At 60.9% G+C, this 14,346-nt stretch carries 14 protein-coding genes; 6 read left to right on the top strand and 8 right to left on the bottom strand.

Annotation, left to right across the window (positions count from 1 at the left end; translation table 11 throughout):
• Window positions 1–18: 18 nt before the first annotated feature.
• Genes FMM02_RS03310 through FMM02_RS03300 form a run of 3 tightly spaced genes read left to right on the top strand, consistent with a single transcriptional unit; the run spans window position 19 to window position 2,684 of the window.
• Window positions 19–855, top strand: a complete 837-nt coding sequence (locus FMM02_RS03310; protein ID WP_147493528.1) for a TIGR02587 family membrane protein — start codon at window positions 19–21, stop codon at window positions 853–855.
• A gap of 2 nt (window positions 856–857) precedes the next feature.
• Window positions 858–1,229, top strand: a complete 372-nt coding sequence (locus FMM02_RS03305; RefSeq protein ID WP_147493527.1) for a hypothetical protein — start codon at window positions 858–860, stop codon at window positions 1,227–1,229.
• 42 nt (window positions 1,230–1,271) lie between these two features.
• Window positions 1,272–2,684 (top strand): FAD-binding oxidoreductase, encoded by a 1,413-nt coding sequence (locus tag FMM02_RS03300; protein ID WP_147493526.1) that lies wholly within the window; start codon window positions 1,272–1,274, stop codon window positions 2,682–2,684.
• Between the two features lie 375 nt (window positions 2,685–3,059).
• Here FMM02_RS03300 and FMM02_RS03295 read toward each other — a convergent pair whose 3' ends face one another.
• The 4 genes from FMM02_RS03295 to FMM02_RS03280 form a co-directional block, all read right to left on the bottom strand.
• Window positions 3,060–3,278: a hypothetical protein gene (locus FMM02_RS03295; RefSeq protein ID WP_147493525.1), complete on the bottom strand. Its 219-nt coding sequence runs from the start codon at window positions 3,276–3,278 to the stop codon at window positions 3,060–3,062.
• A gap of 772 nt (window positions 3,279–4,050) precedes the next feature.
• The gene (locus FMM02_RS03290; RefSeq protein ID WP_147493524.1) at window positions 4,051–5,877 is read right to left on the bottom strand and encodes a TniQ family protein; all 1,827 of its coding nucleotides are present in this window, start codon (window positions 5,875–5,877) and stop codon (window positions 4,051–4,053) included.
• Window positions 5,877–6,803, bottom strand: coding sequence for a TniB family NTP-binding protein (locus tag FMM02_RS03285; protein ID WP_147493523.1), 927 nt, complete (start codon window positions 6,801–6,803; stop codon window positions 5,877–5,879). The genes FMM02_RS03290 and FMM02_RS03285 overlap by 1 nt, the downstream gene beginning before the upstream one ends.
• Complete coding sequence (locus FMM02_RS03280) at window positions 6,800–8,491, bottom strand: integrase catalytic domain-containing protein (RefSeq protein WP_187107835.1); 1,692 nt, start codon at window positions 8,489–8,491, stop codon at window positions 6,800–6,802. Before FMM02_RS03280 ends, FMM02_RS03285 begins: the two co-directional genes overlap by 4 nt.
• Before the next feature lie 78 nt (window positions 8,492–8,569).
• Between FMM02_RS03280 and FMM02_RS11175 the strand changes: the two genes are divergently transcribed.
• Complete coding sequence (locus FMM02_RS11175; RefSeq protein ID WP_187107834.1) at window positions 8,570–9,061, top strand: hypothetical protein; 492 nt, start codon at window positions 8,570–8,572, stop codon at window positions 9,059–9,061.
• 53 nt (window positions 9,062–9,114) lie between these two features.
• On the opposite strand, the gene FMM02_RS11420 is transcribed toward FMM02_RS11175, so the two are convergent.
• Together FMM02_RS11420 and FMM02_RS03275 are read right to left on the bottom strand one after the other, a co-directional pair.
• The gene (locus FMM02_RS11420) at window positions 9,115–9,240 is read right to left on the bottom strand and encodes a hypothetical protein (RefSeq protein WP_281288884.1); all 126 of its coding nucleotides are present in this window, start codon (window positions 9,238–9,240) and stop codon (window positions 9,115–9,117) included.
• An 11-nt stretch (window positions 9,241–9,251) separates the two neighbouring features.
• Window positions 9,252–10,133 (bottom strand): hypothetical protein, encoded by an 882-nt coding sequence (locus tag FMM02_RS03275; protein ID WP_147493521.1) that lies wholly within the window; start codon window positions 10,131–10,133, stop codon window positions 9,252–9,254.
• Between FMM02_RS03275 and FMM02_RS03270 the strand changes: the two genes are divergently transcribed.
• Window positions 10,099–11,628: a hypothetical protein gene (locus FMM02_RS03270; protein ID WP_187107833.1), complete on the top strand. Its 1,530-nt coding sequence runs from the start codon at window positions 10,099–10,101 to the stop codon at window positions 11,626–11,628. The two genes, FMM02_RS03275 and FMM02_RS03270, sit on opposite strands and share 35 nt — an antisense overlap.
• Here the strand turns inward: FMM02_RS03270 and FMM02_RS03265 are convergent.
• Window positions 11,522–12,514 (bottom strand): hypothetical protein, encoded by a 993-nt coding sequence (locus FMM02_RS03265; protein ID WP_147493519.1) that lies wholly within the window; start codon window positions 12,512–12,514, stop codon window positions 11,522–11,524. The genes FMM02_RS03270 and FMM02_RS03265 overlap by 107 nt on opposite strands.
• Window positions 12,515–12,785: 271 nt before the next feature.
• Window positions 12,786–13,082: an ArsR/SmtB family transcription factor gene (locus tag FMM02_RS03260; RefSeq protein WP_147493518.1), complete on the bottom strand. Its 297-nt coding sequence runs from the start codon at window positions 13,080–13,082 to the stop codon at window positions 12,786–12,788.
• A gap of 185 nt (window positions 13,083–13,267) precedes the next feature.
• Here FMM02_RS03260 and FMM02_RS03255 point away from each other — a divergent pair, with 185 nt between their 5' ends.
• The gene (locus FMM02_RS03255) at window positions 13,268–13,987 is read left to right on the top strand and encodes a hypothetical protein (RefSeq protein ID WP_147493517.1); all 720 of its coding nucleotides are present in this window, start codon (window positions 13,268–13,270) and stop codon (window positions 13,985–13,987) included.
• Window positions 13,988–14,346: the final 359 nt, after the last annotated feature.

Below are 14,346 nucleotides of genomic sequence, written 5' to 3'. Positions count from 1 at the left end.
GCGCTGCGAGGTTTATGGATGAATAACAGCCGCGCCAGGCAGGCCACCACCAACTTCGATTACCTGGTCGCGCTTTCCAGGGCGTTTGCCGGTGCGCTGATTTTCTGCGTGCCGCTGCTGATGACTATGGAGATGTGGCGGCTCGGGGTGCAACTGCCCTGGTGGCAGGTCGCCCAATTGTCGCTCGCCAACCTCATCTTGCTGTTCGGCCTGTCCAAGGTGTCGGGTTTCGAGGAGACGCAGGACCCGCTCGACGACCTGCTAGACGTTTTCGCTGCCTATTTCGTGGCCTCGGTAACCGCAGGTCTGGTCCTGCTCTTGATCGGGGAAATCAGCCCGTCGATGCCCCTGGCGGATATTATCGGGAAAATCGCCATCCAGGCGGTGCCCGGCAGCTTCGGCGCGATGATCGGGTCGAAAATGCTGGGCGACAGCGAGGACATCGAGCGCAACCAGCAGTGGCGGTCGAGCATGGCGGGCCAGCTGTTCCTTCTGTTCGCCGGCGCGATCTTCCTCAGCTTCACCATCGCGCCGACCGAAGAAGTGCTGCTGATCAGCATCGCGATGGAGCCTGGCCATGCCATCGCCCTGATGCTGATTTCGGTTCTGCTGCTCCATGCGATCCTCTATTTCGTCGGCTTCACCGGCCAGGATCGACGATTGACCGACGGTCATCCCATCGCCTTCATCAAATACAGCCTCCCCGGCTATTCGGTCGTCCTGCTTGCGTGCCTCTATCTTGCCTGGAGTTTCGACCATCTCGCCGGTCTCGACCCGGCGACGGCGGTGCGCACGCTGATCGTGCTGGCCTTTCCCGGCGCGATCGGTGCCGGCCTTGCCAAGGTGGTAATCTGAACATGTCCGGAAAATCGCGCGCTCCACTTCTCGAGTGGACCAGTGCCGGGCTTGGCCTCGCGGTCATCATCGCCCTGCTCGCGATATTGCTGCTGGACTCCGCCAAGGCCCCTGAAGACCGTATTCCGGACCTGTCGGTTACGGTCGATCAGTTGGTCCCGACCCGGTCGGGAATGGCTGCCCGGTTCGTGATCAGCAATGCCAGCGGCCAGACCGCTTCGAGGGTCCAGGTCGAAGGCAAGGCGGGAGGGGAAAGCGCCACGGCAACGGTCGATTATGTGCCGGGGCGATCGGATGCGAAGGGGGTGCTGTTGTTCTCCTCCGCAACCGCGTCGCCGCCCACCGTCCGGGTGACCGGTTTCGAGCTTCCCTAAGGCCGGCTTTCGATCCCCAGACGATGCGACTAGACAGTGGGCATGAGCCAGGCCGAACTGATCGCAGAAGTGCTTCGCGACCATGGCCCGCAGTCCGTGGTGACCGACCCTCGGGACATTGAGCCTTGGCTTAGCGATTGGAGGGGCCGTTGGCATGGGGCCGCAAGCGCGATCCTCCAGCCCGCCAATACCGCTGAAGCAGCCTCGATCGTCGCCAAGGCGGCGGCGCATCGCGTGGCCCTCGTTGCCCAAGGGGGGAACACGTCGATGGTGGGCGGTGCGACACCTCCCGCGGACGGGTCCGCGCTGATCCTCTCGCTGCGCCGAATGAACCGGATCGACGCGATCGACCCAGTGGCCCTACGCTGCACGGCTGAAGCTGGAGTGATCCTGGAGTCGCTGCATGCCGCCGTTGCCGAACATGGCCTGCGCTTCCCGCTGACGCTGGGCGCGAAGGGCAGCGCAACCATCGGCGGACTGGTGTCGACCAATGCCGGCGGCACCCAGGTGCTGCGGTTCGGGACCATGCGGGCACTGGTCGACGGGATCGCGGCAGTGCTACCCGACGGCAGCATCCATGACGGCCTGTCGAAGCTCAAGAAGGACAATCGCGGGCCAAGCATCGATCAGCTGCTGATTGGCGCCGAAGGAACCCTTGGCATCATCACGCAGGTCCGTCTCAAGCTGGTTCCAGCGGTGGCGGCGCGCGCCGTGGCCTGGCTCGGGCTCTCCAGTCCCCAGGCCGCGATCGACGTGCTGAGGGCGCTTGAGGCCGGGACCGACCGGATCGAGGGGTTCGAGCTGCTACCACGGGAGTCGCTCGACGCCGCAATCGCGCAGATCAACGGAGTGCGGCCGCCGCTGGCGACGCCGCATCCTTGGCACGTGCTAGTCGAAGCCACCGTCGATCGCGGGACCGACGAAACTCCGGAAAGCCTGCTCGGCCGCCTTCTTGCGCCGATGGTCGATCGCGGCCTGGTCGGCGACGCCGCCATTTCCGCCAATGAGGCGCAGGCGCAGGCCTTTTGGCGGATCCGGGACAGCCTGTCCGAAGCCGAGCGCAAGGCCTTTGGCGCGGCGACCCAGCACGACATCAGCGTTCCAGTCGAGGCGATGCCGGCCTTCCTTGAACAGGCGACCCGGACGCTCGAGCAGGCATTTCCGGGAGTGCAGGCTTCGGGTTTCGGCCATCTTGGCGACGGCAACATCCACTTTCACGTGCGTGCCGGAAGCCGCGGCGGTCCCGGCTGGCTGGAACGGGAAGGCGAGGCGGTCAGCCGGCTGGTCCACGACCTCGTCGTCGAGGCTGGCGGATCGATCAGCGCCGAACATGGCATCGGCCAGATGAAACGGGGCGAACTGGCGCGGCTCCATCCGGGCCGGGTGAGGACCTTACGCGCCCTCAAGGCCGGGCTCGACCCGGAAGGGATCATGAACCCCGGCAAGCTCATCTAGGGAAAACTGGGGCGGGTACGCTGACGATACGCCGCACCCGCCCGCTGAACATGGATGCCGCGGCTGATCGCGCATCCGGGCGCGTGAAGGAGGCGTTCCGCGCCGGGCGATCAACGCCTGATGGTTCTGGCGGGTTGCAATGCGGGTCAGGCGTTGCGCGCCCCGCTACGTGCCGGAACTTTCCCAAGACGATTGGGGAGTTTGGTGGAAACTGGCTTTTGCCATTGCCGTAGGCCGCGCGTTCGTTGCCGCATTTTATGACCGGCAAAATCTTCCAAAGACGACGTGGGACTTCAATCCGAGACGCGGCCTTCTATAATTCTTCCTTGAATGGATCATCTTTCCAGTGACGATCGGCTGGGTGGAATCCTGACGTTAGAGCCGAGCGAACCCGCGCCAAGCGAAGCCCAGCGCGAGAGCAAGGTAACCCACCATGACGAGCCAAAAGAACGTCGGTTTCCGGCTGCGGGTTGGCCCGCCAGCCCAGCCCCACACGACACCCGACCTGATCGACATCGTAAGCAGCCACAGCCAAACCGGTGCGATGAGGATGCCGAGAACACCCATCGCCGTCTCGTGAATGTTCTCAACCATGACGATCGGATGCCGCGTTCATAGAATGTCCGCAATGGATGCGGCCCTTGCCAGAGCAAAATGGATGCATTCGGACATTTACCTCTAGTCTTGCGGCGCATCAGCGCGCGGATGGGCCATGCGATCCAGTGCATGTTGAAGAGGAAGATCGTCGGACCAACAATCAGTAGCAAGATGCTCAGGTAGGGGGTCATAATCAGCCAAACGAGCAACTCCGGCAGTGAGCGCCGCAAGTCTTCAACGAAGACCACCGGAAGGCTGAGAATAAGCAGCAAGTAGAGCGTGGCCTTCGCTCCTATCGGCCAACGGCTGAAAGAACCCACCGTCATGTTCAGCCAGCGCTGATATAGAGGAACTCGCTGGTCGTTGGCGCTGCTAGGCATAAGCGCATCATCGTGATTTGCCGAACGTCCGCAATGGGTCGCTGTCCGTCATCCAGCGACTAGCTGAACCAATGACCGGAAATACCACCCCGGGTTCCGAAAGCGGACGTTCCGGCTTCGGCCACTGCCGGACAATTCGTCGGTCCTGCCGACAGTTTCAGGGTAAGTACAAGGTTGTTGGAGGGCCAAGGTAAGGTGGTCCCAACAATTGAACGGGTGTCCAACCGCGATTAAAGCTGCCCCAAATTTCCTCTTAGCTGCAATTTGCACCCAAGATCAGTTGCACAAGCCTGCTCCCTAGACGCCGCCTTCTTGCACAAACCTGCTCCGATCTAGTCGACAAAGGAAAGGGCCGCTGAAACCAGCAGCCCCAAAAGATAAGTCGGATGTTAGCGAGGCAAGTCGAGGCGTTCGATTGCTTCTGAACGCAGGAAGCCGCCTGGTCGGGAGTGGGGAACGCCGCAGCGCTTCGCTAGGAAATAAGCTTCGGTTTTCGAGAGGCCGAGCAGCCAAGCCAGTTCAGCTGCACTGACGTACTTTGCCGCGAGCTTCTCCACTGCCTCGATGGGCACTACGACCGAACGCGAGCCGCGAGGCGTTATGTGGTCGGAGAGCAGCCTTGTCGCCTGATTAGGACCCAGGTTTAGGGTATCTGCGGCGTCTCGCTTCGACATCAACGCCTGGAACTTGAAAGGTCGAATGCTGGTCGTGTCGAACTGGATAGACCGGAGGCGCGGAACGTCACTTGTTCGGATGTGTATGGCTTTTGCGAGCGTTTTCAAGCCGCCCAAGAACTCGTAGTCGAGCTCACCATCGAGCAGCATTTTCAGCATCGCGCCCCAGGGCTTGAGGCGACCGCCGATTACCTTCGCAGCCATGTCCAGTGGAACCTTCGGTCCGCTGATGGGCCTCCCTTCAGTCTCAACCCGGCCGCAAAACGCCTTCAGTGATGCGAAACTGAGCGGCACCCAAATGTACCGGGCACGGAAATACGGGTGAGCAACCTCATCAAGGAGACCGAGTGCTACAAGCTGCTCGACGCCGTGGCACGTGATGCCGAGCTGGGCTCGAGCCGTCTCGATCGACATCCTGTCTTCGAAGCCGACGTTGAGGCTGGCGATCTCATCCGCACAGAATGCTGCCATCGGGCGGTCCCGGCGGATCGCGAAGCGAGTGCGGAGGACCCCCGCCCGACGAAGATTCGACAGCCGAGATTGCTTCAGTCCGACGGCTGCTGCGGCGGCATTCAGCGTGAGGAATCTTGCTGCATTCACCGGATCGGAAATGTCGATGAAGTCGGAAATCTCTTTAACGATACGACGGGCAATAGGATCGGAGAGCTGGGAGCGATTTCTCCATAGGCTGAGAAAGCGCATGCTCTCACCCTGATTGCCATCGTCGCGCGTAACACGGGCCCGGATTCGCTCCGCAGCGAGACCCACGAATCCCTCCGGCCAGGACTGCAGGATGCGCCACGCCTGAGCCATTGCGGAGGAGAGTTGGTGCGGTCCCGCGAGGTGCATGTTCGTCCGTGCGGCCGGCAGCGACGGGTCAACAACTTTCATGAGCCTGATCAGCAACTCGTAAGCCGCGTCGGGCGTGATCTCGCCTAAGGAGGCAGGCAGAGTGGCGAGTATCGAGCGCTTCCGTGCCGGATCGGGGCTGAGAAGGTCGACTAACGCATGGAGTGCCTCTCGCTCCTCTTCGGGGACAAGATCGCTCGGACTGTCCCGCAGGTCAGCGAGACAGCGACCGCAACGCTCGATTCCGAACGTACTGCTCCACTGCTGTGTTACGCCACACTGGTCTCGGTGGCAGGTGGAACGCAGATACTGCCAGGTTTCCGGGCAAAACGAGATCGTGCGGACCATCCAGAGTGCGCGGTGGTGTGCCGAAAGCCGCAGGCTAGCTGGCGCAAACCGACGATCGCGGACCTCGAGGTCAGTTTTACGGACGGACACGCCGAAGAGCTTTCTGGTAAGCCCGTCCTCATCGGCCGGTAAAGTGCGAACCTGTAATTCCGGCAACGGTACACCCGTAATCTCGGCGATCTTGCTTAGGTCACGGCGCTCATTGAGAGCCACGTCCTGCACGTGAGGGTACTCGACACCGGCTTGTCGAGTGATTTCGAGCATACTGTCGATGAAGTTGGCTGCGGCCCAGCGATGAAGGAGCCCGTTGAACGACTCGCCGGGAATCGGTGTGATCGCAGGCATCACTTCTCTCCATCTCTAAACGGATTGTAAGCGATCCGACGGTTCGCGATGGACCAGTCATCGACGGCGTCGGCGAGATCCTCGCGCGAGATGCAGCTGTACTTGTTCCTGACCACTGAGATGGCCGCAGTCTCTACGATGCGGCAAAACTGGCCAATCAACCCGTTCGAGGCCTCGTGAAGCAGCTGCAGTTGCTGCTCGTCATCGGCAAGTCCTGAGTGGAGCGAGACAATGCCCGCGTCCGCGAGAGCTTGATCATACCGGCTGACGAAGTCGGTGAACATTTTCCGGTCTTCGTCATCGGCCCACTGCAGCTGGGACATCGTGACCGGTACATCGAGGCGGTTGGACAGGTCGGACGCGGTGTGGAAAACGTCATGCGCCTTTTCGAGTCCAAGAAAGGCTACTGCGCACAGTCCTCCTTCCATCAGGTCCTGCACTTTGGCTGCGATCACCGGGCTCATCGTCGGCCGGCGCGTAGTCCGTTGAAACTCGTCCAAGATGAGAATCTGGACCTTGCGTTCGGGCAATGAATTCCAGACCCGCTCCCACCTTAGCGCCGCTGAGCCTTTGTCCGGGCGGGGTTCACCCAACGACCGCAGGATGTCCGTCGCGACGCTTGCAAGTGACCCTTCGGGGTCGATCGTTGCAAGGGCAATCGGAACCGCTCCAGGCGGATGCTCTTCAGTTGCGAGCACGTGCTTGGAGTGCTCGCGGGCTGCTGTGGTTTTACCCGCGAACGACGGGCCGAAGAGGTGGACGCCTCTTTGGGGCCGCCCCCGCGTCAGGACGGCGGTGTGGCGCAACTCGTCGAGTGCGACCTTGAGCTCGATCTGCGGCGGGTAGGGGATCGAGATCTCGCCGATGAGCTGCCGAGCGCGAGCAACCCGGGCATTTCGTTCTGCCATGTTCTCGGGGGTGGTCATGCGGCATACTCCCCGCCGGCAGCCCGCGCTCGGCGCGGACGCGGGCGCTTGGCGTCCTTGGAGGCACGGATCGACTCAGCGTCGCTGCGGCGATCGCGAGGCTTCGTGTCCGCAAAGTGCCGGCGGGTCGGGGGCGTGGTCGCGAGGACTTCCGCGTCGAAGGAGGTCAGCGACGCCACGTCGTGAGTGATGAACTCGTCGGCCGTCACACTTTCCGCGACATCGAAGTCGACGGAGACCAGGTTCCCCGTGATCTGGCGGATGCGAGGATGCTCATACAGGCGAGCAAGCGCCGCGCGTTCCCGAGCCTTGGCCTTAGGTGTAAGGTTTTTGAGCGCTGCGATCCGGATCGCGCGAAACTCCAGGCGATCCTCTTCGGAGCAGAAGACGCGCCCTTCCTCGGCAGCGCGTTCCACAAGTTCGCGGTGGAAGCTGAGCGGCATCCCGTCGGAATAGCTTTCCTCCTCGCACTGAAGTTCGAGGTACTTGCGGCGCTGACGGTTCCACACATGGATCTTCGAGATGTTCGAAGGGTCGAACTTGATCTTCGTCGTGATGCTCGCGGTGTCGCGCGCCTGGCGCCGAGGCTCGAACCGAGTGTTCTCGTCGATGAGCGCCGGGACATTCCGCGGACAGTGGTAACGAAGCCCGAAGACCCGCGCGCCGGACTTGGTGACCTGGACGTTTTCTTCGACCTCCATGATCTCGAGGTGAGCCGCCCGCAAATCGCACATCATATCGATGCCATGCGCATTGGCCGAATTGCGGAAAACGAGGGCGGGCTGGCGGTCGTCGAGGCCGCAGTGATGGGCGATGTTATATTCGGCAGTCGCGTAATTGAGCAGCGCTTCGAGCCCAATCATCGTGATTTCGGCTTTCGCCTGAGGGTCGTATTCGGCGAGGCGGCTGTATTCGACGCCCCGCGTTCGCCCTGCCATGCCGTCGAGCAAAAGGCGCGGGATCGTGCCCAGAGCCCGCTCTCCGATGGCTTTGTACCGCGGCTTTTTCACGGGAGCGAAGCGGACTGAGATGCCGGTCGATCCGGCCATGTCGCGCATGCTCTTGCAGCGGAACTCGAGCGCGTTGTCGACGATCAATTCCGTCGGCCGGCCGCAGATGCGCTTGAGTATCGGAAAGCGTTCGACGAGCCGCTGCGGCGGCCGCTTGGGGCGCAGCATGCGCCGCAAGAGTTCGTAGACCGTCCAGTAGCTTGGCGGGATGTAGGTCACGACCCACGCGAGACAGGCGCGAGAGTGGACATCGATGGCGACCGACAACCAGGCACGCTGGCTCAGCCACTGCTTGTCGGGATCGACGATGGTGAACGCGTCGAGCTCGGTGTGGTCGACGATCACCTTCTCGAGGATGCGGGTGGCGGTCAGATTCTTGCCCGCACCCTTGCACTTCGCCTGGACGTACTGGCGACCATGCTTGGCCTCAAGGGTTTCGCTTCCCTCAAGCGCGATGCAAGCCCGGCGGAAGGTGTCGTAGCTGAAGCAGCGGTAGGGCTTTTCCGGTGCCGGGTAGTGATGGTGACGCCCCTCGTTGATGGCCTTGATTTCGGCAGCAGCAAACCCGTGGTGGGTCACCACGGCGCCTGCCGAGATATGACAGTTGAGCGCGTGCTTCTGCTTGACCTGCTCGACAACGTCGTCGAGCCACGGCGAACGGGGAACCTTGCCGTTCATCCGCACCATGTCCTTGCAGGAGCGCTGTCCGGCGCTGCCACGTTCGCTCCGCCAGCGCTTGATCGTATGGGGATTGCTATGCTCTCCGAACTGCTCGCGGAGCTGATCCGTCCACAGGTCCGGCATTGCGAGCTGGATCGCTTGTGTTCCGTTGGGGACGCCGTGGTCGTCGAGGAGCTCGCATTGCACGAGCATCTTCTCAGATTGGGGGTCGAGCTTGGTGCAGTCAGACCGGTCCCAATCGGTCTTCGCTGCAAGCCGACGCGCCTGGATCATGGATTCGGGGAACTCCTCCTCAAGGCGCCCGTCGATCTTGAGTTGATCGAGCGCGTCCGGCGTCGGAAGTTCCGGGAGACCCTGCTCGTTCGGACAACGGAAGGGTTGTCCGGTTCGGACGCACATGAGGTGAACGCGATCAGGAATCGAGTCCGGAACGGGACGGTAGAGCGCACCGTCGATGCGAATGAGGACTCCAGCGGGATAGTTGTACGAAGGAAGGTCAGCCACTTCAGAACTCCTTTTCTGGGCGCGCGGCGGCATTCCGCCCACCGCGACGCGGTTTCGGTCTAAGTTTTCGGGAGGCGAACCGGACTTTGGTCCGGTTCGAGTGGTGAGGATGTGGCCTAAGCCGGCTTGCAGGTGGGTGCGCTCATCGGCGACGGCGGAGCCCGGCATTGCGCCTTGGTCGTGTCAGCGATGAACAGCGCACAGCTGCGCTTAACGCAGAAATGATGATGATAATGGTCCATGCGAGCTGTCCTTAGTGCAGGGTGACGGGCGTATGGTCGTGGACGTGATCGGTGAGATCGATCTGGACGCGACGGCGTACCACCAGCGCCTGGACGACTGCCTTTCCTGCCGGAACAAAGTCCGGCTCCAGAAGCTCGGAAAGCTGCCCGTAAGTCGTGATCGGACCGCGTTCGACGGCGAACGCTTCGAGCTTCCGGATGTGGCGCGGCGTGACCGTCGCGAAGCCGCGTGACGCGAACAACTCCACATTGCGGCGGTGGTGCCGGTTGGCGAAGACCTCATCACCCATGATGATCTGGAATTGAAATCCGACCCGGCGGCAGATCTCGCTCACGCCAGCGAGGGTCAGTCGATAGTCTGCGTCTTTGACCGAGCGCTCGTCGGCCTTGTTCTCGATGATCTGCGTTGTGCCATCGGCGAGCTGGATTTCGACATCACAGGTGTATTCTCGCCAACGTCCTTCGAGCATGAACCGGAACCGGCGAGCTTCCGACTGGGCCCACAGAACGTTCCAGTCGCATTCGGCCTTCAGTAGCGTATGCTTCTGGGTGAGGCCCTCCCAATGCTGCAGGCGCCCGCGCTTCCAGCTCGGATACCATCCGGTCTCATGCGCCTGGGCGCCATCGAACCAGCGAAGCGAGCCGCCGTCCGCGCTGACGAACATTTCGGCGGAGCGAATGAACTCTTCGCCAACGACGGGCAGCAGTCGATCGGCGGGAACGAGGTTCGCTCGGGAAGGAGAGATCAGCGGGTCGCGCAGCTGGTAAGCCAAACCAAGATCGTCGACGATGGCCTGCGACGCCGGGATGCGGATGGGCCAAGTTGGTTTGACATCGACATTATCGGTCCAGTGTCCGATGGCCTTCGCCTCGAAGACGCGAGGGGACGTCATTACCGTCCCGATCCGCGAGCAGAAGTCCAAGGACCGCGACGATCGCCGCGAGGCCGGGGCCAACTCTTGCGTTCTGATTTTGACTGGGCGGCATGGGCCGCTGCGATCATCGCCGCCAGAAGCAAGATTTCAGATGATTGCATCGTTTGTAGTCCTCGCATTCTTCGTACTCCATCGACGAACTAGCTGGCAGAATCAGCGTCCGTTAGATGTTCACCAAACACCATATGAAAGCCGAATCTGGGACTTGCAACAGAAATCTGCGTCTCTTAAACGTTCACCGAGACTCTCCTTCGGAGAATTTTTGGAGAAGCCGGTGCCGTCGATCAAAGAGACTGAGTTATTCCGGCGATATCTACCAGCCGGATGGGCGTTAGAGGACGAACTTGCCCTCTTCGCCGTGCAGCCCCTCCACAAACAGCAAACTGTCGAGCAACGCCTCACGGCAATAGATCGCTATCTCGATCCTTCTTCTGAAGTCAGCGGCAACGTTGAGGCAGCTGCTTCTGCGATTGGCGTAGGACGGCGCCAATTCTTCAAGTTTGTCGCCAAGGTTCGGCAGCTGGGACCGACCCGAGGGCTGACGCCAGGGTTCAGGAACATTGCGCGTCGGTCGATAGCTCGAGAGGGACTAGCCGAACCGCTGGACTCGTTTGTCCGCCAACTACTTGCGGACAAACCACAGACACGTATTGCCCAGATTGAAAATGCGGTACTTAGAGAGTGTGAGCGTACTGGTACTCCCGTCCCCGGCGAGTCTGCCGTCCGTCGACGCGTCCATGCGCTCAAACGATCGGCTTTGCCAGAGCAGCTCGGGCCTGTCGGCGAACAGATCACTGTCGATCAGGTCAATCTTAATTTGAGCGTGGAAGACGGCAACGTGTCCCGGTTTGCAATCGCAACCTTGATTATCGATCACGTAACGAAGCTAATCCTTGGGCACGGTCTCACGGCTGCATATGGTGAAGGCGCCGGGCTTCAGCTTGCGCTTGATGATGCTGAACGCCGCATGCGGGAACTCTCTACTTCTGGAGTTCGCATCGCGGATTCCCTCCGTGCGCTCACCTGGATCGCTCCACGCGATCTCGAATTCTTTTCATACCCTCTCAGCCCGGAGTTCACCGGAGCTAGACTTCAAGTCGACGTTGTAGACACTGGGCCGAGAAGGCACGGGGCAGCGACGCTCCGCTTGATAGGCGATCGCTTGCCACCCTTTAAGTTCAAACCAATGGCAATGGAGCGGTTCGAGGCAGTTTCATCGACACCCGGCATGCCGTTAGATGACGCCCGTCGCTTGGTCTCCAGTAGCGTTGATCGTTGGAACGAAGCGATTCTAGCGCGGCTGCCCGCCGCAGATGGTGATTTAGCCCGATTTGGAGGTCCGGGAGTTAAGTTTGCGCACCGGCTCCGGCAGCTTTTTGCTCCTGTCTTTGAGGCGGTGGAAGATGCCCGCGCGATGTGGGATGACGTTGACGTATCTCGCGACACGAATTGAGCTCGGAGATGAGTCGGCCGACAACCGTCGCAGCGAGGCGGAGCGTGACGGGACGATAGCCCGATCTACGCGATGGTTCGGTCCGGATACGGATACGTCCAAGCGACGAGCCGCAGACAGCTTTGATGATAGAGCCACCGACGATCGCTTTTCCGCGTGATGGCCGTCGCAATTCAGCGCCGTTGTCAAGGCTCAAATCAACGAGGTTGTACGCCTCAACGGCAGCACTAAGGCTGAGAGGCCGTCCGGCGAAATCGGGCGCGGCGGCCGCGTTCGCCAAACTCGCAAGCAGTTGGTGCCTGCTCGGCTTTCCAATGTAAAGATCGTGCGTGATGATCGTGCAGCGATTGCTCTCCACAGCCGCGAAGAGCCAGGCGTCAGCTTCCCCTTTTTCGTCGGCCAGGGCCAGTCCGAGCGGGCAGAGATCCGCAATGTAATCGCATTCGAGCTTGAAGCGGCTGGCGAGATCGATGTTCGGCCGATGTTTGCCAAACCGTACGCGAACGGCCTTCTCTGAAGGCGGCGCGATGCCCACCTGTTCGCTCATACTCATCGCCAAAGCGAGAACGTCCCTGTGCCGGGCGGCCGGTCCGGCCCGGTCTATCGCTTGCGCAATGATGCGTTCCTGGCACTCATCGATATGGAATTGAGCTCCGGTACCGTGACCGCGCGCCGGAAGTCCGTTGAGACGCTCACGCCGTGCCTTCACCAGTTGGTAGAGATACCTGCGACTAATCTGCAACTCGGCTCGAGCTCGCTCGGCGTCAGCCACTGTGAGCTTTGACAAGGATGCCAATGGCCCGATCACTTCAGCCTGCTCGTTCCTCTGCGCCCAGACTTGGGGCGGTGAAGCAGCAAGGTCTTCGAGCAGGATATCGTCGAACATTTTCTTCTCCAGACGTGCACCGGGGCACCGCTGGATCGACCGCTTTCCCTTCTTCGATGTCCCCCAATTCTGTGCTTAGTCAGCAGGCAGGCTGAGGCGTGCGAAACGCCGAGGATCCGTTGACGAATGCATTTGAGGGTCAATTGAGAGGCGTCTCCCGCAAGCCCAGTACTGTCGGGACGATTCGGAAAGATGATCGACAAGGATGTTGTCGGTGATTTCCTCCAAGGTAATTCTGGAAAAGAAACTTAAATCTTCTTGACGCCGCAGTTTACGCGGCTCGCGCGTTTGCGCCGAGACGCTCGCTAAGGAACAAAACGAGGTCCCGGACGGCCTGCGGGTTCGCGCGATAGATGATCGATCGTCCTTGTCGATCAGCTTTAACGATCCCGGCGCGTGCCAGTGACGCGAGGTGATCGCTGAGTGTGTTTTGTTGCACACCCAGTCGACGCGACAATTCGCCCGCCGCGAGCCCGTCGTCACCGACAGTGGCGAGCAGCTGCACGGCCTGTAACCGTGTCTCGAAGGCAAGCGCTGCCAGCGCTGCAACTGCAGCTTCGTTTTCCATACACCTCACCGCTAACGGTGCTCCCCCGAACACTGCCATTGGCTGAACACTCCGAGACATTGCCATGTTCGGTGCCGGAGGCCAACGGCTTTGTATACTTCCATATATCGTCGTATCGGGATATACCGATATTTAACTGTTATGCGCGATCTAGCTCTTCAGTGAGGTGATCAGTGGGGGTGTAGATGCGCATCGAGGCACGTTCGCAAAGTTGTTGCGGCCGCAAGAAGGCCACTGCAGCGATGTTGGTCAGGCGAGGGGGTGTAGAGCCCAAATCGCCTGCCAGCCGATTGGCAACGCTGCGCTTGATGCACGTTGCGGCAGAGACGGGTGCCCGCTTCATCCGCGAACGGATCGATCATGATCCGCTGGATTGGCTGCTGACACGTCGAAAACTGTTCGATGAACGGAGTGCAGTTGAGGTCTGCGGCCGTCCTGAGGGCTTTCGGCGAGCAGTCGTGCTCCACGGGCTATCACTCGGATTGGATACCGCGCCCACTCACGTCGCAAGGATTCCCGCACATGAATTCCTGAGCCACACCGCCATGCGTCACCTCCAATCTGAACGGCCACCTCGAAGCCGCGAGGCGGACCCATGGGAAGCCGGACCCATGGCTCTCTACAGCTGTTCGATTAGTGCCGAGCTGCCCGATGGTCATATTCAGGTCTTCGGAGCCATGATCGCGCGAAGTCCGAACGAGGTCCGCCAACGCCTGCGACAGCGGTATGGACCGCTTCTGGAGGATCAAGCCTTGGTAAGGATCGGGTTCGATTGGAGCGAGCCGCTTGCCTCCGCGATGGTCTCTGAAGCGATGGCTCATGTGCTCAGAATCGCTGCCGCAGAGCCAACTTCTCCTTTCGCGCATGGTCTCGACTTCCAGGTCGAGCAGCGGTTTGCAGCTTAAGCAAAAGCGAGTCTCGGAAGCGAAGGAGCGGCGAGAGTAGACACTGGGAAACCGGCCGAAATGCGCCCATCTCGGTCGTCGCGCGGTCGCGTATAGCCGCCCTAAGCGGTCGCTCGCCCGTCCGACCTCAACGTCCCAGCTTGGTGGGAAACGGAACGGCCGCTTTCGGTTGTTTCGATGGCATAAGCCGACGTTAGTTCACCTGCGCCCAACAGCAGCTCCGCGCCCCACCTTCGGTGTATCGATTCGGATGCTTCGAGTCACCGCTATCCGGCATAGGAACCGGTACATAATCCGGCATACCATCCCCCGTTCATCTCACAAAATGCAACAAAACCAGGGGCATACCGACCTTTCAA

Source organism: Sphingomonas xanthus, assembly GCF_007998985.1.
GTDB classification, from domain to species: domain Bacteria; phylum Pseudomonadota; class Alphaproteobacteria; order Sphingomonadales; family Sphingomonadaceae; genus Sphingomicrobium; species Sphingomicrobium xanthum.
Note: the sequence above shows the minus strand (reverse complement) of the source record. Positions and strands in the feature narration are given on the sequence as shown.

What these genes read in the sequence shown, in the direction of transcription:
- FMM02_RS03285 (WP_147493523.1), bottom strand. Translation starts at nt 6,803, where the DNA reads ATGACCACCCCCGAGAACATGGCAGAACGAAATGCCCGGGTTGCTCGC.
- FMM02_RS03270 (WP_187107833.1), top strand. Translation starts at nt 10,099, where the DNA reads ATGGCCTTCGCCTCGAAGACGCGAGGGGACGTCATTACCGTCCCGATC.
- FMM02_RS03295 (WP_147493525.1), bottom strand. Translation starts at nt 3,278, where the DNA reads ATGGTTGAGAACATTCACGAGACGGCGATGGGTGTTCTCGGCATCCTC.
- FMM02_RS03280 (WP_187107835.1), bottom strand. Translation starts at nt 8,491, where the DNA reads ATGAACGGCAAGGTTCCCCGTTCGCCGTGGCTCGACGACGTTGTCGAG.
- FMM02_RS03265 (WP_147493519.1), bottom strand. Translation starts at nt 12,514, where the DNA reads ATGTTCGACGATATCCTGCTCGAAGACCTTGCTGCTTCACCGCCCCAA.
- FMM02_RS03300 (WP_147493526.1), top strand. Translation starts at nt 1,272, where the DNA reads ATGAGCCAGGCCGAACTGATCGCAGAAGTGCTTCGCGACCATGGCCCG.
- FMM02_RS11175 (WP_187107834.1), top strand. Translation starts at nt 8,570, where the DNA reads ATGCTCTCCGAACTGCTCGCGGAGCTGATCCGTCCACAGGTCCGGCAT.
- FMM02_RS03260 (WP_147493518.1), bottom strand. Translation starts at nt 13,082, where the DNA reads ATGGAAAACGAAGCTGCAGTTGCAGCGCTGGCAGCGCTTGCCTTCGAG.
- FMM02_RS03290 (WP_147493524.1), bottom strand. Translation starts at nt 5,877, where the DNA reads ATGCCTGCGATCACACCGATTCCCGGCGAGTCGTTCAACGGGCTCCTT.
- FMM02_RS03275 (WP_147493521.1), bottom strand. Translation starts at nt 10,133, where the DNA reads ATGACGTCCCCTCGCGTCTTCGAGGCGAAGGCCATCGGACACTGGACC.
- FMM02_RS03255 (WP_147493517.1), top strand. Translation starts at nt 13,268, where the DNA reads ATGCGCATCGAGGCACGTTCGCAAAGTTGTTGCGGCCGCAAGAAGGCC.
- FMM02_RS11420 (WP_281288884.1), bottom strand. Translation starts at nt 9,240, where the DNA reads ATGGACCATTATCATCATCATTTCTGCGTTAAGCGCAGCTGTGCGCTG.
- FMM02_RS03305 (WP_147493527.1), top strand. Translation starts at nt 858, where the DNA reads ATGTCCGGAAAATCGCGCGCTCCACTTCTCGAGTGGACCAGTGCCGGG.
- FMM02_RS03310 (WP_147493528.1), top strand. Translation starts at nt 19, where the DNA reads ATGAATAACAGCCGCGCCAGGCAGGCCACCACCAACTTCGATTACCTG.